The 24,450-nt window shown below is 65.7% G+C and carries 25 protein-coding genes and 1 tRNA gene; 16 read left to right on the plus strand and 10 right to left on the minus strand.

All coding sequences use genetic code 11. The annotated features are described in order from the left end of the window. Positions 1-12 precede the first annotated feature (12 nt). The gene (locus LQ954_RS02180) at positions 13-204 is read left to right on the plus strand and encodes a hypothetical protein (protein WP_231021739.1); all 192 of its coding nucleotides are present in this window, start codon (positions 13-15) and stop codon (positions 202-204) included. Positions 205-222: 18 nt separating this feature from the next. On the opposite strand, the gene radC is transcribed toward LQ954_RS02180, so the two are convergent. Further along, positions 223-915, minus strand: a complete 693-nt coding sequence (radC, locus tag LQ954_RS02185; protein WP_227771503.1) for a RadC family protein — start codon at positions 913-915, stop codon at positions 223-225. Positions 916-1,068: 153 nt separating this feature from the next. On the opposite strand from radC, the gene LQ954_RS02190 reads away from it, so the two are divergent. The 10 genes from LQ954_RS02190 to LQ954_RS02235 all read left to right on the plus strand — a co-directional run bounded on the left by LQ954_RS02190 (position 1,069) and on the right by LQ954_RS02235 (position 10,071). Next, on the plus strand, positions 1,069-4,197 hold the full coding sequence (locus tag LQ954_RS02190; RefSeq protein WP_231021741.1) for an intermembrane phospholipid transport protein YdbH family protein: 3,129 nt from the start codon (positions 1,069-1,071) through the stop codon (positions 4,195-4,197). 41 nt (positions 4,198-4,238) lie between these two features. Beyond that, a complete protein-coding gene (locus LQ954_RS02195; RefSeq protein WP_443026610.1) occupies positions 4,239-4,415 on the plus strand; it encodes a YnbE family lipoprotein in 177 nt (58 codons plus the stop codon). Further along, the gene (locus tag LQ954_RS02200) at positions 4,415-4,798 is read left to right on the plus strand and encodes a YdbL family protein (protein WP_415837113.1); all 384 of its coding nucleotides are present in this window, start codon (positions 4,415-4,417) and stop codon (positions 4,796-4,798) included. The genes LQ954_RS02195 and LQ954_RS02200 overlap by 1 nt, the downstream gene beginning before the upstream one ends. A gap of 317 nt (positions 4,799-5,115) precedes the next feature. Continuing rightward, positions 5,116-5,433 carry an AtpZ/AtpI family protein gene (locus LQ954_RS02205; RefSeq protein ID WP_227771506.1) on the plus strand — a complete coding sequence of 106 codons (318 nt, stop codon included), beginning with the start codon at positions 5,116-5,118 and terminating at the stop codon, positions 5,431-5,433. Between the two features lie 30 nt (positions 5,434-5,463). After that, positions 5,464-6,252, plus strand: a complete 789-nt coding sequence (locus tag LQ954_RS02210; protein ID WP_231021745.1) for a F0F1 ATP synthase subunit A — start codon at positions 5,464-5,466, stop codon at positions 6,250-6,252. 50 nt (positions 6,253-6,302) lie between these two features. Next, positions 6,303-6,530, plus strand: a complete 228-nt coding sequence (locus tag LQ954_RS02215) for a F0F1 ATP synthase subunit C (protein ID WP_046409264.1) — start codon at positions 6,303-6,305, stop codon at positions 6,528-6,530. Between the two features lie 105 nt (positions 6,531-6,635). Next, positions 6,636-7,130, plus strand: a complete 495-nt coding sequence (locus LQ954_RS02220; protein WP_227771508.1) for a F0F1 ATP synthase subunit B family protein — start codon at positions 6,636-6,638, stop codon at positions 7,128-7,130. Beyond that, positions 7,123-7,770 carry a F0F1 ATP synthase subunit B family protein gene (locus tag LQ954_RS02225; RefSeq protein WP_231021746.1) on the plus strand — a complete coding sequence of 216 codons (648 nt, stop codon included), beginning with the start codon at positions 7,123-7,125 and terminating at the stop codon, positions 7,768-7,770. Before LQ954_RS02220 ends, LQ954_RS02225 begins: the two co-directional genes overlap by 8 nt. A gap of 269 nt (positions 7,771-8,039) precedes the next feature. Continuing rightward, complete coding sequence (locus LQ954_RS02230) at positions 8,040-8,702, plus strand: TIGR02117 family protein (RefSeq protein WP_231021748.1); 663 nt, start codon at positions 8,040-8,042, stop codon at positions 8,700-8,702. Positions 8,703-8,763: 61 nt separating this feature from the next. Continuing rightward, the gene (locus tag LQ954_RS02235; RefSeq protein ID WP_227771511.1) at positions 8,764-10,071 is read left to right on the plus strand and encodes a sugar MFS transporter; all 1,308 of its coding nucleotides are present in this window, start codon (positions 8,764-8,766) and stop codon (positions 10,069-10,071) included. Between the two features lie 347 nt (positions 10,072-10,418). Here the strand turns inward: LQ954_RS02235 and LQ954_RS02240 are convergent, their stop codons facing one another. From LQ954_RS02240 to yajC, 4 genes are all read right to left on the minus strand, one after another. After that, the gene (locus tag LQ954_RS02240) at positions 10,419-10,793 is read right to left on the minus strand and encodes an Mth938-like domain-containing protein (protein WP_321576546.1); all 375 of its coding nucleotides are present in this window, start codon (positions 10,791-10,793) and stop codon (positions 10,419-10,421) included. Between the two features lie 7 nt (positions 10,794-10,800). Beyond that, positions 10,801-11,772: a protein translocase subunit SecF gene (secF, locus tag LQ954_RS02245; protein ID WP_227771513.1), complete on the minus strand. Its 972-nt coding sequence runs from the start codon at positions 11,770-11,772 to the stop codon at positions 10,801-10,803. Positions 11,773-11,896: 124 nt separating this feature from the next. Beyond that, a complete protein-coding gene (secD, locus tag LQ954_RS02250; protein WP_227771514.1) occupies positions 11,897-13,498 on the minus strand; it encodes a protein translocase subunit SecD in 1,602 nt (533 codons plus the stop codon). A 16-nt stretch (positions 13,499-13,514) separates the two neighbouring features. Then, a complete protein-coding gene (gene yajC / locus LQ954_RS02255) occupies positions 13,515-13,853 on the minus strand; it encodes a preprotein translocase subunit YajC (RefSeq protein WP_227771515.1) in 339 nt (112 codons plus the stop codon). Between the two features lie 155 nt (positions 13,854-14,008). Here yajC and LQ954_RS02260 point away from each other — a divergent pair, with 155 nt between their 5' ends. Both LQ954_RS02260 and LQ954_RS02265 read left to right on the plus strand, forming a co-directional pair. Continuing rightward, complete coding sequence (locus LQ954_RS02260; protein WP_227771516.1) at positions 14,009-14,314, plus strand: putative quinol monooxygenase; 306 nt, start codon at positions 14,009-14,011, stop codon at positions 14,312-14,314. A gap of 49 nt (positions 14,315-14,363) precedes the next feature. Further along, positions 14,364-14,440: transfer RNA gene (locus tag LQ954_RS02265), tRNA-Pro, on the plus strand. A gap of 113 nt (positions 14,441-14,553) precedes the next feature. On the opposite strand, the gene moaB is transcribed toward LQ954_RS02265, so the two are convergent. From moaB to LQ954_RS02290, 5 genes are read right to left on the minus strand one after another with little or no spacing between them, the layout of a single operon-like run. After that, positions 14,554-15,081 carry a molybdenum cofactor biosynthesis protein B gene (gene moaB / locus LQ954_RS02270; protein WP_231021750.1) on the minus strand — a complete coding sequence of 176 codons (528 nt, stop codon included), beginning with the start codon at positions 15,079-15,081 and terminating at the stop codon, positions 14,554-14,556. A gap of 31 nt (positions 15,082-15,112) precedes the next feature. Continuing rightward, positions 15,113-15,811, minus strand: coding sequence for an enoyl-CoA hydratase/isomerase family protein (locus LQ954_RS02275; protein ID WP_231021752.1), 699 nt, complete (start codon positions 15,809-15,811; stop codon positions 15,113-15,115). Then, positions 15,808-16,671, minus strand: a complete 864-nt coding sequence (locus tag LQ954_RS02280; RefSeq protein ID WP_227771519.1) for a 4-(cytidine 5'-diphospho)-2-C-methyl-D-erythritol kinase — start codon at positions 16,669-16,671, stop codon at positions 15,808-15,810. The genes LQ954_RS02275 and LQ954_RS02280 overlap by 4 nt, the downstream gene beginning before the upstream one ends. Beyond that, the gene (locus tag LQ954_RS02285) at positions 16,668-18,248 is read right to left on the minus strand and encodes a tetratricopeptide repeat protein (RefSeq protein ID WP_231021754.1); all 1,581 of its coding nucleotides are present in this window, start codon (positions 18,246-18,248) and stop codon (positions 16,668-16,670) included. The genes LQ954_RS02280 and LQ954_RS02285 overlap by 4 nt, the downstream gene beginning before the upstream one ends. Before the next feature lie 4 nt (positions 18,249-18,252). Then, on the minus strand, positions 18,253-19,911 hold the full coding sequence (locus tag LQ954_RS02290; RefSeq protein WP_231021755.1) for an electron transfer flavoprotein-ubiquinone oxidoreductase: 1,659 nt from the start codon (positions 19,909-19,911) through the stop codon (positions 18,253-18,255). Positions 19,912-20,114: 203 nt separating this feature from the next. On the opposite strand from LQ954_RS02290, the gene LQ954_RS02295 reads away from it, so the two are divergent. The 3 genes from LQ954_RS02295 to recA all read left to right on the plus strand — a co-directional run bounded on the left by LQ954_RS02295 (position 20,115) and on the right by recA (position 23,914). Beyond that, a complete protein-coding gene (locus tag LQ954_RS02295; RefSeq protein ID WP_330999927.1) occupies positions 20,115-20,786 on the plus strand; it encodes a uracil-DNA glycosylase in 672 nt (223 codons plus the stop codon). Positions 20,787-20,821: 35 nt separating this feature from the next. Beyond that, positions 20,822-22,591 carry a lytic transglycosylase domain-containing protein gene (locus tag LQ954_RS02300; RefSeq protein WP_231022699.1) on the plus strand — a complete coding sequence of 590 codons (1,770 nt, stop codon included), beginning with the start codon at positions 20,822-20,824 and terminating at the stop codon, positions 22,589-22,591. Positions 22,592-22,840: 249 nt separating this feature from the next. After that, a complete protein-coding gene (recA, locus tag LQ954_RS02305) occupies positions 22,841-23,914 on the plus strand; it encodes a recombinase RecA (protein ID WP_321576548.1) in 1,074 nt (357 codons plus the stop codon). Positions 23,915-24,450 lie beyond the last annotated feature (536 nt).

A 24,450-nucleotide genomic window follows, 5' to 3' on the forward strand; every position in this document is an offset into this window, starting at 1 on the left:
AAGGAGACCATCATGCCCAATCCCCCCCTCAATCCCGCGCAGACCGATCCGCTCGCCGAAACCGATGCCGACGGCAATCCGCTTGATGACGACGCGAAGCTCGACATTGCGCTTGAAGGGTCGATGATCACATCGGAGCCGCCACAGATGTCCGAGCCCAAAACGGCGGCCGAGGAAAAGGCGGAGAAGGAAGCCGGGCATTAAGCGCTGCCGCTTGCGCAGTTACATCAGCCCCTTGGCGCGCAGGCTCACATGGCCGCTGGTGCCGACGATCAGGTGATCATGCACCGCGATCCCCAACCCCTTGCCGGCATCGACGATCGCCCGCGTGATCTCGATGTCGGCGCGGCTGGGCGAGGGATCCCCCGACGGATGATTGTGAACCAGAATGATCGCGGCGGATCCAAGGTCGATCGCGCGGCGGATCACTTCGCGCACATGCACTTGCGCCTGGTCGATCGAGCCTTCGCTCATCACCTCGTCACGAATCAGCATGTTGCGGCTGTTGAGGTGCAAGACCCGCACCCGCTCGATCACATGATGCGCCATGTCAGCATGAAGATAGTCCAGCAGCGACTGCCAGTTGCCGAGCACCGGCCGTGCCGCGACCTCCCCCTGAAGCAGGCGGAGCGCGGCAGCCTGCGCGATCTTGATCGCCGCCACGCTGGTCTCGCCCATTCCGGACACGCGCATCAGCGCCTCGGCATCTGCCGTCAGCAATCCGCCGATCCCGCCGAATTCGCGCAACAGCGCCTTGGCAAGTGGCTTGGTGTCACGCCGGGGAATGGCCAAGGCGAGCAGATATTCGATCAGCTCATGATCGAGCAGTGCCTCCCCGCCGCCCGAGAGCAAGCGGCTGCGCAGCCGCGCGCGATGGCCGTGATTGTCGGTCGCGTTGGGATCGCTGTCGGCCATCGCTGGCATGGCTAGGCTGGGGACGGGCAGAGTGCAATTGTCTCTCGTCCTAACCGGCGGCCCCTGCTTGCCGCGCCCCAGCGGCGCCACCGCTTCCAACTGGCGCGGCGAGCCCGTAGGAGAATCGCCGTTCCGCGGTTCGGAAGGGGTGAGGTGGCGGTCGTAGAGGAGGAAAAGCGGCCGCGCCGGGTGACCGGAACGCGGGTGCTGCTTGCCTTGATTGTCATGGTCGCGGCGCTGCTCATGGTGCTGTGGCTCAGCCGCATTCCCATCGCGACGCGTTTCATCGACCGCAGCTTTGCCGCCAGCGGTGTGCCGGCCCGTTACCGGATCGAGGATCTCGGCTTTCAACGGCAACGGCTGACGAACGTGATCATCGGGGATCCCGCAAATCCGGATCTGGTGGCCGATTGGGTGGAAACCCGCATGTCGGTGGTCGGCGGTAGGCCGTCGTTGAACGCCGTTCGGGCCGGGCAGGTACGATTGCGCGGACGTCTGGTGGACGGGCGCCTTTCACTTGGCGCGCTCGATCGCCTGATGCCGGCGCCCTCGGGAAAGCCGTTCGCCCTGCCGCAGATTGACCTGTCGGTGGACGATGCCCGCATGCGGCTCACCACGCCTTTCGGTGTCGTCGGGCTCAAGCTGGTGGGCCGCGGTCGTTTGGACGATGGCTTTCGGGGCACCCTGGCGATGACCAGCGGAGACATGAGCCTGGGCGGCTGCCAGCTTCGCCGCCCCACCGCGCTGCTGCAGATTGCCATCCGCGACGCAGCGCCGAAACTCACCGGCCCCGTACGGCTGCAAACGCTCAATTGTGATGGCGCAACGGTGGCGGCGCCACAGGCGCGGGTGGATGTGGCACTGAGTTCGGCTCTTGATCGATGGCAGGGATCTGCCGCCGTGCAGACCGGTGTCATCGCCGCCACTGGCGTCCGGCTGGCGAACCTGAGCGGTCAGCTGAGTTTTACCGGCGCTCCGACACGGACCGAGGGCGATGCGCAGCTTCGGGGTGAAGCGCTGAACGCGATGGGAGTGCGCGGGCAGGCCGTGAGCTTTGCCGGCACCTGGCGTGTTGCGTCGGGACGCGCGCTCGCGGCGGGCCGGGTCGAGGGTCTTGGCATGGCGATTGATCCTGCCTCCCGCGCGCGGCTGCGTGAAGCGGCCGATGCGGCGGCAGGCACCCCGGTGGCGCCGCTCGCCTATGCGGCAGCGCGCGCCTTGGCAGCTGCCGCAACCGACTTCGACGTCGGCGGCGAAATGGCGCTCGGCTCGGCAGCGGGCCGGCCGCTTCTGACGGTGCGCGCGATGACAATGGAGGCGCGCTCGGGCGCTTCGGCCAGCTTCGGGGATGGTCAGGGATTAGTGCTCGGCGAGAGCGGCGGTTTTCGCGCTGACGGCAGCCTGCGGTTTGGCGGCGGCGGCCTTCCGACCGGCCGCGTCGATCTTGCGCAAGCGCGCGCCGGGGGGCCGGTGCTTGGGACCGCGACGCTGGCGCGCTATGTCGCTGATGGCGCGAGTCTCGCACTTGCGCCGGCCCGCTTTGCCCTTTCACCAGTCGGCGACTGGCGCCTCGCTACTGTCGCAACGCTAACCGGACCACTGGGGTCGGGACGGGTGGAGGCGCTACAGCTGCCGCTCAACCTGCGCGCTGACCGCGGCAAGCTGATCGTCAATCCCTCGTGCGTGCCGGCCAGCTTCCGCCTTCTATCCGTTTCGGGGCTGCACTTGCGGCCGGCGAAACTGAACGTGTGTCCGCTCGACGGCGCCTTGTTGCGGATCGACGGCGGCAAGGTCGCAGGCGGCGTGCAGGCCGGTACTGTGCGGTTGAGTGGGGCGCTCGGCGGATCGCCACTCGGGCTGGCGATTGCCGGGGTACGTTGGCGGCACGTCGATGCCGGTTTCACGCTGAACAAAGTTGCGGCGCGGCTCGGCCGTCCGGGCAGCGTGACCCGGCTTGATTTCGGACGGCTCGACGGGCGGGTGGGCGGCCATGGTGCGCTTGCGGGCGACTTCGCGGAGGGCGCCGGCCAGATAGGCAACGTGCCCTTGCTGCTGTCCGGCGCGCGTGGCGATTGGCGGTTCGCCAACGGCGTCCTGGCGCTGTCTGGCAATTTGAATGTTGCTGACGCAGCCGAAAGCCCGCGGTTCAATCCGCTTGATGCGCGCGGCGTCACACTGCGGCTCGCCAACAATGTGATCACGGCTGAGGGCACGCTTCGCGCCCCAGCCAAGAACGTGAAGGTCGCGGACGTCACGATCCGCCATGCGCTCGCCAGTGGCGAGGGCGCGGCTCACCTGGCGGTGCCGGGCATCACCTTCGGTGACGGGTTCCAGCCGGAGGAGCTCACCAGACTGACCTTCGGCGTCATCGCCGATGTGCACGGCACGGTGCGGGGCCGCGGCGACATTGCCTGGTCTCCGCAGGGCGTCACCTCCACGGGTACCTTTGGCACCAACGACACGGATCTTGCCGCTGCCTTCGGCCCGGTCACCGGCATCAAGGGGGAGGTGCACTTCACCGACCTTCTGGCACTCGAATCGGCACCTGCCCAGATCGCTACCGTCGCCGAAATCAATCCCGGCGTTCCCGTGACCGACGGCAGGATCGAATATCAGTTGCTGCGCGATCTGCGCATCGCCGTAAAGGGCGCCCGCTGGCCGTTCGGCGGCGGCACGCTGACCTTGCAGCCGACCTTGCTTGACTTCTCCTCGCCGCAGGCGCGGCGGCTCACCTTCCGCGCCGACGGTGTCGAGGCGCGGCAGTTCCTGCAGCAGTTCGACTTCAAGAATCTGGATGCAACGGGCGTGTTCGATGGCGAACTGCCCATGGTGTTCGATCAATCCGGTGGCCGCGTCGAGAATGGCCGGCTGGTCGTCCGCGAGGGCGGCGGCAGTCTCGCGTATCTGGGTGAACTGACCGAAAGGGATCTGGGCACCTGGGGCAATATCGCGTTCCAGGCGCTTCGCTCGCTACGCTATCGCAGCCTTGAGCTGGTAATGAATGGCCCGCTCGCAGGCGAAATGATCACCGAGGTACGTTTCGCGGGGATCAGCCAGGGGGAAGGGGCCAAGTCGAACTTTCTGGTCCGGCGTCTTCAGCGGCTGCCGTTTGTCTTCAACGTCCGCATCAAGGCGCCATTCCGCGGTCTTATCGACACGGCCGCGTCCTTCTACGATCCCAAACGGCTGGTGGAGCGCAACCTGCCTGCTTTGCTGGAGGAGCAGAACAAGCGCGCTGCTCCGCCCACCATTCAGCCCCCCGCAAGCGAGAATATGCCATGAGCGAAACATTGACGAAGCATCAGGGGCGCACGACTTTTGCGATGGTGAAGAGGGTGGCGGTGATTGGCCTCAGTTTGGCGAGTAGCGCGTGCGTGAATGTCTCTGCGCCGGATAAGCCGATTGTCATCAACCTCAACATCAGCGTGACGCAGGAGGTGGTGTATCGCCTCGACAATGAGGCGAAGTCGCTGATCAAGCAGAATCCGGGGATTTTCTGATGATGACCAAAAAGGCGATGCTGATGGCGGCCGGGGCGCTGGCGCTGACCGGTATCTCCGCGAGTGCCTGGGCGCAGCGCGACCCTGCTTACGCCGCCGCGCGGGCGGCTGGCCAGGTTGGCGAGCAGCCGGACGGCTATCTTGGTGTGGTTGGTGCCGGCTCCGCGGAGCTTCGCGCGCTGGTGAACGCGATCAATATCCAGCGAAAGGCCGCGTACACGCAAAAGGCGCAGGCCTCCGGTGCGACCGTGGAGCAGCTCGCCTTCACCAGCGGCTGCAATCTCATTCAGCAGACGGCGGCCGGGGAGAAGTATCGCACGCCGTCCGGCGAATGGGCGACTCGCGGCGCCGGTGCGCCGACTCGCGATCCGCGCTGCGTCTGACCTTCATCGCTGGGCTCCTCTTCTAGCTTGAGGCGCTCAGCACCCATGTGCACTTCTGCGGCGACCCGGCACCGCCGATTTGTTCGCCGTAAACCGGCTTTTCGCAACGGCCGTCCGGGCCACGCGCGCGCCGGTGGATCGCGGTCGCTGCGCCCTTCAGGATCACGCAGATCGGTGCGTCTGCCCCTTTCGGCAGTGTGACGGAAGGTTGCGCAAGTGTTGACACCCCCGGACCCCCCGGCTAACCGGACGGCGCCTTGGCGGGCTCGCCACTTGGCTTCCTTGCGCCTGCCCAAAAACACTTGGGGGACGCGTGGATGGCAGAAAACGAGCCCGGACCAGACACCCTCGGCACCGATGCACGTCTCTCCTCGCTCGATGAGCGGTTGAAGGCGGCGCAGGCGGACGAGGCGCACCGAGCAGGGGCGGGCAAGGCGGAATCCGATGGCGGCTATCGCCTCGGAAACCGCGTTTTGGCCGAACTGATTGGTGGGATGGTCGGCGGCGCGCTGATCGGTTGGGTAATCGACCGATTCGCGGGTACGCAGCCCTGGGGTCTGCTCGTGATGCTCGCCCTCGGGACGATCGTCGCGTTCAGAAACATCATTCGGATTTCTAGCCAGCGCCCGAAGTAAGATCGGGCGCTTTCGTTAAGGGAAACAGGCGTGGCGGAAGGCGGCGGCAAGATCGATCCGATGCACCAGTTCCTGGTTGAGCCGTTGTTCGGCACCCAGGACTGGCAGATTGCCGGCTACAACATTGCCTTCACCAATTCGGCGATGTGGATGGCTGTGGCTGCATTGGGGCTGATCGCGTTCATGGCGCTCGGCACCAAGGGGCGGCTCATTCCGACCCGCGGTCAGGTGATGGTCGAGGGCTTTGTTCGCTTCATCGACAACATGCTGGCGTCGAATATCGGGCCCGAGGGGAAGCGGTACGTCCCTTACGTCTTCTCGCTGTTCATGTTCATCCTGTTCGCCAACGTGCTCGGCCTCCTGCCGCTCGGCGTTGTTGGTGTGCATCCGTTCACCTTCACTAGCCACTTCACCATCACCGGCATTCTCGCGATCCTCAGCTTCGCGATCGTCCTGGTGGTCGGCTTCTGGCGCCATGGCCTGCACTTCTTCAGCCTCTTTGTGCCGCATGGCACGCCGTGGTGGCTGCTGCCGGTCATCCCGCTGATCGAGTTCGTTTCGTTCATGGTGCGTCCGTTCAGCCTTGGCCTGCGACTGTTCGTCGCCATGACGGCTGGCCACGTGCTGCTGAAGGTGCTGGCGGGCTTCGTGATCAACGCTGGCAATGCCGGCGCTGGGATCGGTCTGCTGGTCGGTATTCCGTCTTTCGGCCTGATGGTCGGCATTTCCGCCCTGGAACTGCTGGTTGCCGGTATCCAGGCCTATGTCTTCGCGCTGTTGACCTCGCTGTATCTGAACGACGCGGTCAATCTGCACTAAGTCTCGTACTGTTCAATCCAACCTTTTGATTTTGATAGGGAGTTACTGAAATGGACGCAGAAGCCGCAAAGCTGCTCGGCGCCGGTCTTGCCGCTGTGGGCGCGGGCCTTGCCTCGCTCGGCGTGGGCAACGTGTTCGGCAAGTTCCTCGAAGGCGCGCTGCGCAACCCGGGTGCGGCGGACGCACAGCAGGGCCGTCTCTTCATCGGCTTCGCCGGTGCCGAGCTTCTCGGTCTGCTCTCGTTCGTCGTGGCGATGATCCTGGTTTTCGTCGCCTAACAGGATACCAATCCTCCGCCGTTCGCGCGGCCTGACCCGATCCGCTCGGCATCGAGCGGCAGGTGGTCAGGCAAGCGCGAACGGTCGGGAGGTTAAGGGTTCAAGATGCCTCAGATCTCCCAACTTGCCGCAACCTGGGCGTCGCAGCTGTTCTGGCTCGTCGTCACGTTCGGTGTTGTGTTCTTCGTCGTCGGCCGTGGCATGCTGCCCAAGGTGCAGAAGACGATCGACGCACGCGATCATTCGATTGCTGCTGATCTCGCCGCGGCATCCGCTGCGCGTGACGAAGCCGACAAGGTCGAGGCGGACTGGCGCGTGCGCGACCAGGCCAATCGCGAGAAGGCTCAGGCGCTCGTCGCGGAGGCACGTCAGCGTGCTGCCAAGGCAAGCGAAGAGACGCTGAACGCCGCCGGCCAGGAACAGGCGCAGCGGATCGCAGCAGCTGAGGCGAATATCAAGGCGGCCACCCAGCGCGCCCTCGACGAGATCGAGGCGGTTGCGGCGGAAGCCACGCAGGACATCGTGGCGCGCGTTTCGGGCGTGCAGGTGTCGGCCGATGAAGCAAGGGGCGCCGTAAAGGCGGCGATGGCACATGGCTGAGTTCATCATCCTGAGTGCTGCCGCGGGTGGCTCTGCCCAGGTGGCGCAGAATCTCGCTCATGCCGCCGAGGCAGAGGGCATGAGCGCTGAGGGCACCGAGGCGCTGGGCACCAGCATTGCCGAGGGTGGCCCTGACCATCACGTCGATCCGGAGCTGCTTGGCCTGAACGGCACCGTCTGGGTGTCGCTGGCGATGATCGTGCTGATCGCGATCCTGATCTGGAAGAAGGTCCCGGCGCTGATTCTGGGCGGGCTGGATCGTCAGATCGCCGACATCCGTCGCCAGCTGGACGAGGCCAAGGCACTTCGGGCCGAGGCAGAGGCGCTGCGCGATGAGTATGCGCGCAAGATTGCCGATGCAGAGAAGACGGCCGGTGAAATGGCCGCTCAGGCCAATCATGAAGCGGAAGTCATCATCGCCAAGGCCAAGTCGGACGCGGAGGAACTGGTTCAGCGCCGTGCCAAAATGGCCGAGGACAAGATCGCCGCTGCGGAGCGTGCCGCGCTCAACGAGGTTCGTGCAAAGACCGCGGTTGCCGCTGCCAACGCAGCCGCGACGCTGATTGCGGAGCGCCACGGCGCGGAAGCGGATCGCGCGCTGATCAACCGGACGATCTCCGGGATCGGCCGTCCGAACTGACCATCCGCTCATCATGAGCTTCAATGAGGCCGCGTCTTTATGGCGCGGCCTTTTTGCTGTCTCGCGTGATTGCCGGCATTGAAGCGTGAGGCGCACGGTGAGGCCGCTATCGTCAGCCAGGGAATCTTGAGCGCCGGGCAGCCCAGTTGATAACGTGACGCTGCTCGCCGTGGCCTCGCTGGTGCCGCGGCGCGATCTCGGGCACCTCGCAAGGTCAAGAAGACGACGGGAAAGTGGCTGCCAGCGCGACGGAGTGCTACGCTTCCGGAGTGCGCCTCCCAAACGTCGGCATCATCTCCGCCACCATCTTGGTCGCGATTGCAGCCTATCCGGCGGGCGGCTTCATCGCTGGCGCGATCCCCGCGAACGCTGCGTGGTCTGAGCCGCAGCATGGCATCACGCTCTTCGTGGAATCCAACGGCGTCCACGTTGGTATCATCATGCCGAAGCAGGCCGCCGGGGTTAACTTACGGCGCCTCTTTCCTATCGATGATTTGGCGGATCCGCGCTTTGGCGGTCACGACCATGTGTCGGTGGGCTGGGGCGAGCAGGACTTCTATCTGCAGACCCCCACCTGGGCCGATCTGAAGCTGCAGACGGTGCTCGCCGCTGCACTTGGCAGTGATCGCACGCTCGTCCACGTGGATCATGTGCCAGCGCCTCCGCGTGGGTCCGATGTCCGCCGTCTCGTGGTCAGGCCGGCAGAATACCGACGTCTCGTCGCCTATGTTCAAGCGTCGCTCGTCCCCGGTGGCGAGCGTCACCGCGGCTATTTCGGCAATGACGCCTTTTATCAGGCACATGGCCGCTACAGTGCAGTCCATACCTGCAACGCCTGGATAGGCGACGCACTGCGTTTCGCCGGGATCAGGACGGGCATGTGGACCCCGTTCCCCGCCACCGTGCAATGGTGGTACGCGCCTTATGCCTGACGCGTTGCCCCGCGGATTTTTCGCGGTAAACGGTTACACGTTCTCGGAGGGGATTTATTCGATGGCATTTGCCCAGGGCGCGACCAACGCCAACAGCGCGGCTCAGGAGACGGAGGGAGCCGGCGGCACCTATGTCGATGCGCCGGATCTGCGCTGGTTCGTGTTTGCGCTGTTCTTCATCTTTGGCGGCATCACCAGCCTGAACGATATCGTGATGCCAAAGCTGCAGGAGCTGTTCACGCTCAGCCATGCTCAGGCGAATCTCGTCAACTCGGCGTTCTTCCTGGCGTATCTGCTGTTCTCCTTGCCCGCCGCCGCGGTGGTCCGCCGGGCCGGTTACATGCGCACGGCGACGCTCGGGCTGGTTCTGATGACCGTCGGCTGCCTGCTCTTCATTCCGGCATCCAGCTCGGCCACCTTCGGTATGTTCCTGTTGGCGCTCTTCGTGCTGGGCGCTGGCATCACCGTGGTCCAGGTCGTTGCCAACCCGCTGATTTCGCTGCTCGGACCGCCTCGTACGGCCCACAGCCGTCTGACCTTCGCTCAGGCATTTAACTCGCTGGGCACCACGATCTTTCCGCGGGTCGGCTCCACGCTGATCCTCGGCAGCCTGGCCGGCGTCAGTGCCGCAACCTTGAGCGGGCCGGCGCTCGACGCTTATCGCGTCGAAGCATCGCGCGCGATCGTCCATACCTACATCGGTCTCGCCGTGGCGCTGCTGGTGATTGCGGGTGTGGTGTGGACGCGGCGGAACCGGCTGCAGGAGGAGCAGGATCAGACCGGCTCGATCTTCCACGCGCTCACGTTGCTCTCGCGTCCGCGCTTCGCCTTCGGCGTCGCGTGCATCTTCCTGTACGTCGGTGCGGAGGTGGCGATCGGATCAAACCTCGTCGTGTACCTGGCGCAGCCCACGGTGTGGAACGTGCCGCTTGAAACCGCCGGCAACTACGTGCCCTTTTATTGGGGTGGCGCGCTGCTGGGTCGCTTCGTCGGCTCCGCAATCCTGCGCGTCATCTCGCCCGGCAAGGTGCTCGCGACCGCCGGTTCCGTTGCCATCGCGCTTCTGCTGTTCTCCGCCAATGCGAGCGGCACGGCTGCGGGCTGGGCCCTGATCGCGGTTGGTCTGGCGAACTCGATCATGTTCCCGACCATCTTCAGCCTGGCGTCCGAAGGGCTGGGGAAGCGCGCCGCTGAGGGCTCCGGCGTCATCGCCACCGCCATTGTTGGCGGAGCCGTGGTTCCGCCGCTGTATGGCACTCTGGCGGATGTCTCGGGCAGCCTTGCCCTCGCGCTTGCGCTGCCGGTGATCTGCTATGCGGTGATCGCCAGCTTCGGCATCTACGCCCGGCGGCCGGCAGTGCCCGCCTAAGCACCGGCTGGCCTGAAGGGCGAGCTTCGAAGAGGCTCGTCCGCCAAACGACTATCTGATGTTCACCTCGGCGCTGGCCGGCACCGCGCTTCCTGTTGCAAGAAGGAGCGCGAAATGCCGAACCAGCTCCGGGGTGAGATCGTTTGAGAGGCTTCAGGCTGGTTTAAAGGCCGGCAGCAGGTGAGGGCGCAGGTTCGCGGGCTCGGACGTGCCCGCCCGCGCTCAGATCGCCCCGTCGAACCCGTCGACGATCGTGACCGGGCCATTATCCCGCGTCCGGGCGCCTAGATCGCGCCAACGGCCCGGCGCCGGTGGAGAGCGGCGCTCGCTAGCGCCGCCCAGGCAGCTCAGGCGTCTAGAGGGTAGAGCGCGGCGGCAATCTGCCGCCCTTCACCACGCAGCACGCCCCAAGCCTTCGCAGCCGCCCGGCTGTCCATGGCTTCCACGCCAATGCCGCGCTCTTCCAGAGCCCGGACGAGTGCACGAGGGGGGTGGGCCAGCATCTGGCCGGTTCCGATCAGGATGAACTCGGGCGCTGGATCCAGGATAGGAGCCAGCGCCGCCTCATCCAGCGTTTGCAGGGGCGGGGGAGCCCAGGGCTGTGCCTCCGCCACGGTGAGCATCACCGCGTCCATCACGGTTGCCTCGTCCAGGCGGAATCCGGTGCGCGTGAAACCGCGAATGATCGGCCCCCCGGCGTCTCGTTCGCGGTTGATCTTCACGGCCGTGTCACTCCCCGCGCGGCGCGATCCGCTCGGCATTCTCGATGCCGGCGCGGTTCACCTTTTCAGGCGCGGGATTGGCGCGCAGGCCCAGGGTGATGAGCAGGGAGGATGAAACGTAGATCGACGAATAAGTGCCGACCACGATGCCCAGGATCATTGCTGCGGTGAACCCGCGCAGCACGTGACCGCCCAGGAACAGAAGCGCTCCCAGAGCCAGCAGGATGGTGACGGAGGTCATCACCGTACGCGGCAGCGTTTCGTTGACCGACAGGTTCACGATCTCGCGCATGTCCATCTTGCGATAGCGGCGCATGTTTTCGCGAATGCGGTCGTCGATGACGATCTTGTCGTTGATCGAATAGCCGACGATGGTCAGCACCGCGGCGACGATGTTGAGGTCGAACTCGAACTGGGTCAGCGCGAAGAAGCCCAACGTCATCAGAAGATCGTGCACGATCGCCGCGATGGTCGACACGCCGAACTGCCATTCGAAACGCACGATCGCGAACAGGCCGATGCCCAGAATCGAGAGGACCACGGCGAGCACGCCGTTGCGGATCAGCTCGCCGGAGACCTTGCCCGAGATGGTGGAATAGCGATTGAAGGTCGCGCCCGGAAACGCCTGAGCAATTGCCGTCTCGACCTTCTTTACGGCCGCGTTCGTCGCCCCTTCGTCCGCGCCTTCCTGGATTGGCAGGCGGATGGTGAGCGTACGCGGATCACCGAACTGCTGCAGCGATGCCTCGCCGAGCCCCTGGGCGTCCACGACTTCGCGCAGGCGATCAAGATCGGGCGGTGTCACGAACCGCTCCTCGATCATCAGGCCACCTTCGAAATCGACGCCGAAGTTCAGCCCCTTTGCGAAGGTTATGCCGATGGCCAGCACCGACAGGATCAGCGTCAGGCCGAACGCCCAGCCGCGCAGGCGGACGAAATCGATGTTGGTATGGTCGGGGACGAGTTTCAGCAGGCGCATGGCAATCTTCCGTCATTCCCGCCGCGGCGGGAACCCGGAGGCGTCAGGCCCTGATCAGGGCCCCGCCGTCCGGAAACAGGGATCCCCGCGAGTGCAGGGATAATAGAGGCGGTTGGCGCAGCGATCATATGTTGATCGTCTTCGGCTTGTTCCGACGCAGCCAGCCGGCCGTCAGCATCCGGGTGAACAGCACGGCCGTGAACACGCTGGTGGCAATGCCGATCAACAGCACCACGGCAAAGCCCTTCACCGGGCCAGAGCCGAGCAGGAACATGATGATGCCCGAAATCGCGTGCGTCATGTTCGCCTCGAAGATCGTGCGGCTGGCTTCGGAATAGCCGAGTTCAACCGCCTGCACCACTGACCGCCCGCGATGCCGCTCTTCGCGGATGCGCTCGTTGATCAGCACGTTGGCGTCCACCGCGGTGCCGATGGTCAGCACGAAGCCGGCAATGCCAGGCAGCGTCAGCGTACCGCCGATCAGCGCCAGAACGCCGACAATGACGAACACATTGATGACGACGGCGAGGTTCGCGTAAACGCCGAACCGGCCATAGGTGACCAGCATGAAGGCGACGACCAGCGCCACGGCAACTGCCGACGCGAGGATACCCGCCTTGATCGATTCGGCGCCGAGGTCAGGACCGACAGTCGACTCCTCCACGACCTTCAGCGCCACCGGCAGCTTGCCCGAACGCAGTGCGATGGCGAGCGCATTGGCGCTTTCGGTGGTGAAGCTGCCCGAGATCTGGGCGCGGCCGCCGGTGATCGGTTCGTTGATGTTGGGGGCCGAGATGACCTGATTGTCCAGGATGATCGCGAACGGCTTGTTCACATTCTCCTGAGTCACCCGCGCGAACTTGCGCCCGCCCTGGCTATCGAACGTGATCGCGACCTGCGGCTCGTTGGTCTGCTGGCTGAACTCCATACGCGCATCGCTGAGCTGGTCGCCCGTGATGATTGCGGAGCGCTTCACGGCGATCAGCGGGATGCCGCTGGGGTTGGTGGGGTAGGCGAGCACTTGGCTGCCGGCCGGAGCCTGCTTGCTGGCAAGCTGCTGCGGCGTTGCCGTCTCGTCCACCAGCTTGAATTCGAGCTTGGCGGTCTTGCCCAGCAGGTCCTTCAGCGCCTGCGGATTCTGCAGGCCGGGGACCTGGACGACGATGCGGTTCGAGCCCTGGCGGATGATCGTCGGCTCGCGGGTGCCAAGCTCGTCGATACGGCGGCGAACCACTTCGGTGGCGTCGCCCATGGCGGTGTCCACGGCCTGGTTCAGGCCGGCCGGTGTCGGGGTCAGCACCAGGCGGCTCGAATCGACCACCTGGATGTCCCACTCGCGCTGGCCGGTCATGCCTACGCCGCCGCCGGTGATCGCCAGCAGGCGCTCGCGTGCGGCGTCGACCTGCGACGGGTCACGCAGCAGGAAGGAAAGTCGGCCGCCGCGCGTCGAAATGTCGCCGATCTCGATCCGCGGATCCTGCCGGCGCATTTCCGTCTGCACCTGCTCGCGCATCGCCTCCAGGCGGTTGGAGGCGACGTCGTTCACGTCGGCCTCAAGCAGCAGGTAGCTGCCGCCGGCGAGGTCCAGCCCCAGGTTGATGCGGGGCAGGTTGATACCCCACTGATCGGTGATGCGCTGCGGGATCAGACTGGGGATCGCCAGCGCGCACAGCACGGCGATCGTGAGCCAGATCGAGGCAACCTTCCAGCGCGGGAAATCGAGCATGTTGGCGGCCCAGTTCTTAGTCGTTCGCCGGCTTGGAGCCGAGCGCCGTCACCTCGGCGAGGGTCGCCTTGACGACCTTGATGCGGGTGTTCGGCGCGATCTCGACCTCGACGAACTGTTCTTCGACTTTGGTCACCTTGCCGACCACGCCGCCTGCGGTGACGACGGTGTCGCCCTTCTTCACAGCGGCAACAGCACTTTGCAGCGCCTTCATCCGGCGCTGCTGCGGCCGGATCATCAGAAAATAGAAGACGATGAAGACGAGAACGAGCGGCGCGAGGCTGATGAAGCCGGCCAAGCCGCCCTCTGCTCCGGCGCCGCCTGCCGTTTGGGCGTAAGCTGGGGAAATGAACATGCCGTCCTTGCGTGCACATGGGTCGGGGCGCCCGGAAACGAGCCCCACGGGAAGCCTGCGCCGCTAACATTGCTGCGCCCTTGGCGCAACTCGCCGGCGCAGGTACGTGAGGGGCCAGCTGGCCCGCGATAGGGCACAGGCGAGAGGAGAGGTGAATGACGATCCTGGTAATGGGCACGATCAAGCTGGGCGCCGGCGAGGGGGCAAAGGCCGCGAAGCTGATGGCCGACCACGCCGCGACGGTACGTACCGAGGAAGGGTGCGAGGAATATAGCTTCGCCTTCGATGCGGCCGATCCCGATCTGGTGCGCGTGGCCGAGCGTTGGGCCAGCCCCGAAGCACTCGCCGCCCACGGCCAGGCCGATCATCAGAAGGCATTCGGACGCGCTTTGCGCGAACATTCGCCCAGTGCGATGTCCATTGACGCGTGGGACGGGCAGCATTGGCGCAAGCTGATCTGATCGCCGCTTGCATAATGGGGGCGCGCCGCGTACAGGCGCCCCCCTCGGTCGGGGCGTAGCGCAGCCTGGTAGCGCATCACACTGGGGGTGTGGGGGTCGCAGGTTCGAATCCTGTCGCCCCGACCAGAGATCACAGCCGGCAAGTCCCCAGAGCGGGCCGGCTCCCCGAAATACGGTCGCATATTCCCACCCGTTCGCGGTCTCCCACCCAGGCCCGGCGACACGCGTTGGTTGGCGACTTACCGCTCCATCAGGCGCGGCATCAGTTCCACGAAGTTGCATGGCCTGTGCCGGCTATCGAGCTGGTCGCGCAATATGCCGTCCCACCCGTCCTTCACCGCGCCCGTCGATCCGGGCAGGGCGAAGATGTAGGTGCCGCGCGCCACACAGGCGCAGGCGCGCGACTGGACGGTGGAGGTTCCGATCGTCTGATACGAGAGCCAGCGGAACAGCTCGCCAAAGCCCGGGATCATCTTGTCCGCGACTCGCTCGACGGCCTCGGGCGTGACGTCGCGCCCAGTTACCCCCGTCCCGCCGGTGGTGATGATGCAGTCGATCGCCTCGTCCTCGATCCACGCATGCAGCTGGGCGACGATCATGTCCGCATCGTCGCGCAGGATCTGGCGGTCGGCCAGAATGTGACCTGCCTCGGAAAGGCGTGCGACCAGCGTGTCGCCGGATCGATCCTCGGCCAGGCCGCGGGTGTCGGAAACGGTCAGTACGGCAATGCGCACCGGAAGGAAGGGCAGGCTCTGGTCGATCGGCATGGCCGTGATATTGCGCGCGTAGCCTGCCGGATCAACGATAGCGTTGCGTTCCGCTGCGGAACCGGGCGCTGCCGAAACTGTCCTCAAAGGCTCGGCCATGTGCGGGGTTCCCGGGATCGCGTAGCATCGCCTTCAGCATCACCAGCGCGCCCGGATCGTTGCCGGCAATTGCCTTCGCCACGGCGTCGCCGCTCCCGATCATTTCCACCAATCCGATTCGCACGGCTTCCGCAGCGTCGATCGTCTCGGCAGTGAACAACAGTCGTGCCGCCTGGCCGGGGCCGATCAGCGCGGACAACCGGCCGAGATCTTCGGCGGGATAGCCGATCCCGAGCCGCGCTGGCGGAATAGCGAAACTTGCGGCTTCGCTGGCAACCCGCAGGTCCGCAGCCAGCGCCAGGGCAAATCCCGCCCCATGACAGCCGCCCTCGATCGCGGCGACAACCGGCATCGGCAAGGCCGCGAGTGCATCGGCCGCGGCGCGCAGCGCGAGGCGGAACGGCGCGCGTCCCTCCGGCGAGTCGGCCAAATGCGCTATTTCGCTGAGGTCGGCCCCGGCCGAGAAGGTGCCGGGCACCGCCGAGCGAAGCAGCACCACCGCCGCATCGGCGGGGATGCAGCCGACGGCGTCCGCCAGTGCCAGCCAATGCGCCGTACCCATGGCGTTGCGCCGCTCGGGGCGATCCATCGTCAGCCGGACCACCCCGGCGTCCTGATCTAGGCTGATCATGACAAGGTCGTCGCCAGCTGCCACCATCCCGGTGCGGCGGCGCCAATGCCCTCATACGCCCGGTCGCGATCCTCCCCACGCTCGAACAGCGCAAAGCAGGTGGCGCCGGAGCCCGACATTCGTGCCAGCGTCACGCCTGGTTGTGCGCGGAGCAGTGCCACGACGTCAGCGATCACCGGAGCGACCGCGCGTGCAGGGGGCTCAAGATCATTGCGGCCTTCCCACGGCGCCTTGGGATCAAGCGCACCGCGATCCACGCCATCCCAACCGCCGAAGACGGACGCGGTGGATACGCCAACGCCCGGGTTCACCAGGAGAACCGGTGTGTCCTGCCATTGATTGACCGGGATCAATGCGTCGCCCTTGCCGGTACCGAATGCAGTCCGGCCGGACAGGCAGGCCGGCACGTCCGCCCCGAGACCCGCGGCCATCTCGATCAGGCGCGGGTCGTCGGCCGCAATGTCGTGCCGCCGCGCGAGCGCGCGAAGCGTGGCGGCGGCATCGGCGGATCCGCCGCCGATGCCAGATGCGACCGGCAGGTTCTTTTCCAGCATGATGTCGTGCCGATCATCAATGCCGAAACAGGCCCGGAAGGCATGGAGCGCGCGGATCACGAGATTGTCGTCCAGCGCCGGTGCAGGAGCGCTGTCGCTCGCGCCTGCCGCCAGGGCTTTGGCGAACGGCCCGGTGATACGGAACCGATCCTCGGCTGCGTCCGAAAGCGTCACCAGATCGCCGTCACGGCAAAAGGCGAACAGCGTTTCAATGTCGTGATAGCCATCCGGCCGCCGACGGCGGACGTGCAGGGCAAGGTTCAGCTTTGCCGGTGCCGGCTCCACGATCGCAGTTATCTGATTCATGGGCGCGATGTTGGTCCGTGTTCGATCTTGGCGGAAAGGCGCGCTGCGCTTTCCGAGTCCGCCGCCAATTGCGCTGCTCGCCAGGCATAACGGGCGGCAAAGCGCCGCCCGACTGCCCAGTAAACGTCGCCCAGATGCTCGTTCACTTCCAGGTCGGTCGGTGAGGCCGCGGCGGCTTGCTCGATCAGCGGCAGGGCGCGCTTCGGCTCCCCGGACAGATAATAAGCCCAGCCGAGTGAGTCGGTGATCGCGGCATCCTCGGGCTTCAGCCGGCTCGCCTTTTCCAGCAGCGCCTGGGCCGGGCCAACCGGCTCCCCATGAACGATCTGCGCATAGCCGAGGTAATTAAGCGCCAGCGGCTCCTCCGGGGCAAGCCTCACCGCCTCTGCCAGCGCGCGCCGGGCACGCGGCCAGTCCCCGGCTTCGTCCAGCGCCGCGCCATATTGCAGCCAGACGGACCAGTCCGCGCGCTCCTTCGCCTGATCGATGATCCGGCGGTAGATCGGCGCTGCTTCGGCCGGCCGATCGGCGCTCATCAACAGATCGGCATAGCGTTGCAGGGTAGGGGCGTTACCGTTTTTCGCCAGTGCGGCTGCCTCAGCGAGCGCTTCGTTCGTGCGGTTGGCACCCGCGAGGATCTGGATCCGTCCGCCGAGTGCTGCTTGTGCATAGGGGCTCTGCGCGCCGATCGCCGCCAGCGTCGCAAGGGCGCGATCTGTCTCTCCCGCGCGGCCCAGCGTATAGCCGAGCAGCAGCCGTGCGCGATCATTGGTCGGATCGGCGACCACAGCGGCCTGTGCCATCGTGAGCGGAAATGGGCCGGGCGGGCCGACGATCAGATCGGTCACCACCCGCGTCAGCAATGCTGACATGCCGAAGCCGAGCGAGGGCTTCGCTCCGGTGCCAGTGCGTTCGCGCAGCGCCGCGACGGCCGGCGAGTCTCTCATCAGCAGGGTCCGCGCCTCGGCAGTCTTGCCCATGCCGATTAGCAGCCGCGCGGCGATGATCCTCATGTCTTCACTGGCCTGGGCATTGCCCAGAACGGCGCGAAGGATGGCGAGCCCCTCACCGGTATGGCCCTTAGCAACCAGGATCAGGGCGCGTGCCTCGCTGGCGAACCGGCGCGACACCGGGTCATCGTGCGGCGCGGCGAGAAGCGGCAACGGATCTTCGCCTTTCGCGAACGCCAGCCACGCGGCAAGCGGCGGCGCCAGGACGGCGAGCTGGCTCTTGCCAAGACGCCCGATGGCGGCCCCGGCGGCGGCGAGATCCTCGTGAGCGGCAGCGCTGGCGAGGATCAGCAGGTCCGCATCGGCCGGTGCAGCCTGGCCGAGCGCGGCAGCCGATTCGAGCGCGAGCTTCAGATCGCCCGCGGCGATCGCCTGACGATAGGCAAAGGCGGCGACGCCGACGTCGCCCGGCGTTGCCGCCAGGGCATCGGCGTAGCGGCTGGCGGCAATCCGCGCTGCCCCGTCGCCATCGGCAGCACGCGCCTGCAGATAGGCCAGCAGGTCCGGCGTGGCGGCCTGGACGGGAAGCGACAACCCGCCCAGCGCCACACCGGCTGCCAGCACCATCAGCTTACATGTTGGGATAGTTCGGGCCACCGCCGCCCTCGGGCACCACCCAGTTGATGTTCTGCGTCGGGTCCTTGATGTCGCACGTCTTGCAGTGGACGCAATTCTGCGCGTTGATCACGAACTTCGGATCGCCCGTTTCCTCGCCGACGATTTCGTACACCCCCGCCGGGCAGTAACGCTGCGCCGGCTCGTCATACAGCGGCAGGTCGTATTCGACCGGGATGTTCGGGTCCTTCAGCGTCAGGTGGATCGGCTGATCCTCCTCGTGATTGGTGTTCGACAGGAACACCGAGGACAGGCGATCGAACGTCAGCACGCCGTCGGGCTTGGGATAATCGATCTTCTTGGCCATGTCCTTGCGCCACAAGGTCTCATGGTCGGCATGCTGCTTCATGGTCAGCGGCCATTTCAGACCGATATATTCCATCCACATCGCGATGCCGGCGATGCCGGAACCCATGAAATCGCCGAACTTCTTCACCAGCGGCGCGACGTTGCGGACGATCGACAGCTCCTTCTTCACCCACGACGTCTCGAACGCCGCCGGATAGGCGGTCAGCTCGTCGCCCTGGCGCTGCGACAGGATCGCGTCGACCGCGGCCTCGGCGGCCATCATGCCGCTCTTCATCGAGGTGTGCGTGCCCTTGATGCGCGGCACGTTGAGGAAGCCGGCGCTGTCACCGATCAGTGCGCCGCCCGGGAAGACGAGCTTCGGGATCGACTGCAGCCCGCCGTCGCTGATCGCGCGTGCGCCATAGCTCACGCGCTTGCCGCCCTTCAGCAGCTTCGCGATCTCCGGGTGCGTCTTCCAGCGCTGCATCTCCGCGAACGGGAAGACGTGCGGGTTGGAATAGTTCAGCCAGGTGACGAGGCCGAGGCTCACCTGCCCGTTCGCCTGGTGATAGATCCAGCCGCCACCATTGGTGTCGCTCTCGCTCAGCGGCCAGCCCTGCGTGTGGATCACCTTGCCCGGCTCGTGCAGCGCGGGGTCGATGTCCCACAATTCCTTGATGCCAAGGCCGTAGGACTGCGGGTCGCAATCGGCGCGCAGGTCGAAAATGCGCATCAGCTCCTTCGACAGATGCCCACGGCACCCCTCGGAGAAGAAGGTGTATTTCGCGTGCAGCTCCAGCCCCGGCTGATAGTCGGGCTTGCGGGTGCCGTCGCGCGCCACGCCCATGTCGCCGGTGGCGACGCCCTTCACGCTGCCGTCCTCGTTGAACAGGATCTCGGCCGCGGCGAAGCCCGGGAAGATCTCGACGCCCAGCTCCTCCGCCTTGCCCGCCAGCCAGCGGCACAGATTGCCCAGGCTCCCGGTATAGGTGCCCTTGTTGTGCATGAACGGCGGGGTCATCAGGTGGGGCAGGTTGAACTTGCCCTGCTTGCTCAGCACCCAGTGGATGTTCTGCGTCACCGGCACCTCGGCCAGCGGGCAGCCGTCCTCGCGCCAGTTCGGCAGTAGTTCGTCGAGGCTGCGCGGATCGATCACCGCACCGGACAAGATATGCGCGCCGACTTCGCTGCCCTTTTCGAGCACGCAGACCGAAATGTCGGCGTCTTTCTCTGCCGCGAGCTGTTTGAGCCGGATCGCCGCGCTGAGGCCCGCCGGCCCCGCACCCACGATCACAACATCATACGGCATCGACTCGCGTTCGCTCATTATTCTCTCCATCTGCCAACCCGCCCGTCGCCCCCGCAGTCGGGCGCATGCCGGCAACGTTCCGTCCTTCGTGGCTGTCGAGCGAATTGACCGCCACGTCAACCATCAGGCTTAAGTGGGTGCACATGGGGGCAGATCCAAACATCGATTGGCGGCAAGCCGCGGCAAGCGCAATGGAATGGTGGCGCGATGCCGGCGTGGATGTGCTGGTCGGCGACGAACCTTTTGACTGGCTTTCTCCTGAGCAGCCGGATCTGGTTTCGTCGCTTTCGCCAGTCGCGCTCTCGCCTGCTGCCGCTACGGCCGGGCCGGCTTCGGGCGGCGTGGCGATGCCGGGGACGATTGCCGAGCTCCTTGAATGGCGGACGGGGTCTGCGGCGCCTGAGGCGAGCTGGGGCGTGCCGCTCGTCCCGGCCACGGGCCCCATGGACGCCGACATCATGATTCTCATCGACTGTCCGGAGCGGGACTCGGCCGATTCGCTGCTGGGCGGCGCCGCGGGACGGCTGTTTGACCGTATGCTCGCTGCGATTGGCCGAAGCCGCGACGACGTTCATCTCGCCAGCCTGTGCGCGGCGCGTCCCGCAGTCGGCCGACTCCCGCGCGAAATGGAATCGCAGCTGGCGGAAATCGCGCGTCATCACGTTGCCCTCGCGGCCCCAAGGCGGCTTCTCGTGATGGGAGATGCGGCGAGCCGTGCAATTCTGTCGGCTAATGTGATGCAGACGCGCGGACGTTTGCACGCACTTAACCATAAGAAAGACAGTCAGAGCGAGGTCGTGGCGAGCTTCCATCCGCGCATGCTGTTGGAGAGGCCCGTCCTGAAGGCTGAAGCTTGGAAAGATCTGCAGATGCTGATGGGGGGATTGAAGTGAGCCGGGTGTTGCTAGCCGCCGTGTCTGTCGCCGCGATGACGCCGGCGCTGGCCGCTGCCGAGCCTGCACCCCCGCCTGGTGTGGCAAGTGCAGCCACGCCGTCGCTTCCGCCGCAGCTTTCCACCGACCAGCGCACGCAATACCGCGCGGTGTTCGCCTCGATTCGCGAGGGGCGCTGGCAGGACGCGCAGATCGGCCTCGACGCGATGGCGACTGGCCCCTTGCACAGCTACGCCCGGGCCGAACTCTATACGGCCAAGGGCTCGCCCCGCGTTGAACTCGATCAGCTCGTCCGTCTCTTGACCGAGGCGCCGGAACTGCCTCAGGCGGAGGCGATCGCCCGGCTTGCCAAGCTGCGCGGTGCGGCGGAGCTTCCGCAACTCCCCGTCCAGCAGCGGCTCGTCTGGCAGGATGGCGCACCCACCCGCATCCGCGCCAAGGCCACCCGCAGCGATACGATTGCAGCCGATCTCGCCGATCGCATGCAGCCCTATGTGAAGGCCGACATGGGCCGCGAGGCGGAGGCGCTGCTCGACTCGACCAGCGGGCTTACTCCTGAGGCGACCACCGAATGGCAGTCGCGGGTGGCGTGGATCTACTTCCTTCAGGGGCTGGACGGCGACGCGCGGCGCATGGGCGACAAGGCGGCGCAGGGGCAGGGCGACTGGGCTACCCACGCCCGCTGGACCTCGGCACTCGCCGCCTGGCGTCAGAATGATTGCGCGGCGGCGGGTGAAGGCTTCCAATCCGTTTCTGCGCGTGCTGGTGATACCGACATGCGTGCCGCTGGCCTGTATTGGGCAAGCCGTGCCGACATGACCTGCGGTCGCCCTGATCGTATTGAGGCCCGGCTCAAGAACGCTGCGCAATATGGGGAGACCTTCTACGGCCAACTGGCCCGCCAGGCGCTCGGGATGCAGACTGCGGTGCTCAAGCCGCAGAAGGTAACGGGTGACTGGGCCAGCCTGGAACGGCGCCCGAACGTGCGCGTGGCCGCCGCTCTGGTAGAGATCGGGGAAACCGATGCTGCGGATCAGGTGATCCGGCAGCAGGCAAAGATCGGTCCGTCCAGCGAATTTGCTAGCCTGATGCGGGTGACGGAGCAGATGAACCTGCCGGCCAGCGTCGTCTGGCTCGCGCATAATTGTCCGCAGGGTTTCGTCGCCACCGCGGAGACGCGTTACCCCACTCCGAACTGGACGCCCGACACCGGCTGGCGGATCGACAAGGCGCTTGTCTACGCCCACACGCTTCAGGAATCGGGTTTCCGCAACAAGGTCGTGTCGCCCGCCGGCGCCTATGGCCTCATGCAGATCATGCCCGCGGCTGCCACCGATTACATGCGCGAGCGGGGGATTTCTGTCGATAAGTCGGCACTGACCCGTCCTTCGACCAACATCGATATCGGCCAGCGGCATCTTGAGAAACTGCGCGACATGGGCCTGACCCAGGGTCTGCTGCCTAAGGTGATCGCCGCCTACAATGCGGGGCCCAAGCCGGTTGGCGAGTGGAACGCGCTGGTTCGCGACAATGGCGATCCGCTGCTCTACATCGAGAGCATCCCTTATTGGGAAACGCGCGGCTATGTCGTCACCGTGCTGCGGAATTACTGGATGTACGAGGGGCAGACCGGCCGCAAGGAATCGGTCAGCCGCGCAGCGCTCGCGCAGGGCATGTGGCCGCGCTTTCCTGGTATGAAGGGTGAGCCTGCCATTCGCATTGCGAACCGTCCGTCGGCCAACACCGTCGCCGCAAACGCTGTTGTGTCGCCGGCCTCCACCACCACGGTCGCGAGCGCTCAATAAAGCGACCGCGAGGGCAGCCAGGGTTGAGCAAGCGCCGCTCGCCGGCGGCGCCCGATTGCTCCTTGCCCCTGCCAGGTTGACGCGCGCCGACCATTTCGAGCGCACTCGCGACGCCGGGGTAGGCGGTGCCTTTGCTGAGCTTGGACGTAAAAATCCAGCGTTCGCTACTTGTTCCAACGGAACAAACGCAATACATGCCGTTCACGCGTTGAACGGTTCGCGCGCTTGCTCTAGCGAAAGGGCTTATCAATGGCCGCCAATCTCAAGGTGATCCCCAACAACATGGCAAGCGCGAACTCGGATCGTCAGAAGGCGCTCGACGCCGCCCTCGCGCAAATTGACCGCGCGTTCGGCAAGGGCTCTGCAATGAAGCTCGGCCAGAAGGAGGCGATGAAGGTCGAGGTGGTGTCGACCGGCAGCCTCGGGCTGGACATCGCACTCGGCGTCGGTGGTCTGCCGCGCGGCCGTATTGTCGAGATCTTTGGCCCGGAATCGTCGGGTAAGACCACGCTCGCGCTGCACGCCATTGCCGAGGCGCAAAAGTCCGGCGGTCTGGCGGCGTTCGTTGACGCGGAACACGCGCTTGATCCCAGCTACGCCAAGAAGCTGGGCGTCGACATCGATGAACTGATCGTCTCGCAGCCGGATACGGGCGAGCAGGCGCTGGAGATCGTCGATACGCTGGTGCGCTCCAATGCCATCGACGTTCTCGTTGTCGACTCGGTCGCTGCCCTGGTGCCGCGCGCTGAAATCGAGGGCGAGATGGGCGACAGCCACGTCGGTCTTCAGGCTCGACTGATGAGCCAGGCGCTGCGCAAGCTGACCGGCACGATCAGCCGCTCGCGCTGTCTCGTCATCTTCATCAACCAGATCCGCATGAAGATCGGCGTGATGTATGGTTCGCCCGAAACCACGACTGGCGGCAACGCGCTGAAGTTCTACGCGTCTGTACGCCTCGACGTGCGCCGGATCGGCTCGGTCAAGGATCGTGAGGAAGCGACTGGCAACCAGACCCGCGTAAAGGTGGTGAAGAACAAGGTCGCACCGCCCTTCAAGCAGGTCGAGTTCGACATCATGTTCGGCGAGGGCATCTCCAAGCTGGGCGAAGTCATCGATCTCGGCGTGAAGGCTGGCCTGGTGGAAAAGTCGGGCTCTTGGTTCAGCTATGACTCGATCCGCATCGGGCAGGGCCGTGAGAACGCGAAGAATTACCTGCGCGAGAACCCCGAGGTCGCTCAGCGTCTGGAGCGTTCGATCCGCATGCGCCAGGAAGGCCTGGGCGAGGAACTGATGGCCGGGCCGTCCGAAGAAGACGATATCTGATCCATCGGGTACAACAATGCAACGCAGGGCTGGCCACCTCAGGGTTGCCGGCCCTTTGTCGTTTCGGTCTAGGGTCGAACTTCGCTGAGCCGAGGCCGCCTACCTGGGCCGAGCCTAGCCTCGACGGCGAGAGCGGGGAGCAGCGCCAAGTGCGGCTCGTCTAAGGCCTGACTGACGTCCTTTCGAAAGCAAGAGAGCGCGCGCTGGTAAGCTTCGCACGAGGCGGTCGCGCTTGGCGGAGCACCAGCAGGCCAGCGCCACGTCCGGCAGCGCGGCAGCTCCATCCTACGCCCGTTGATCTTGTTATGCTTGCGAGTGCTGCCGTTTCCGACCGGCCCACCGCGTCGCTGACGACCATTTCACCAACGCGCCTTCAACCAGCCGCCTCGATCAGCTCCCCGGGTCGTCCGTGGCAAATCAGCGCCACACAACAATACTTGCCTCGCAGCCCGACCCAGCTCGATCAGGCTGCGGTGAAGCAGCCAAGCCCCCGCGCTGCCAGACGGGGTGCGTTCTCTCACGCTCCCGCGCCAGAC

This window comes from Sphingomonas sp. IC-11 (assembly GCF_021043365.1).
Classification (GTDB): domain Bacteria; phylum Pseudomonadota; class Alphaproteobacteria; order Sphingomonadales; family Sphingomonadaceae; genus Sphingomonas.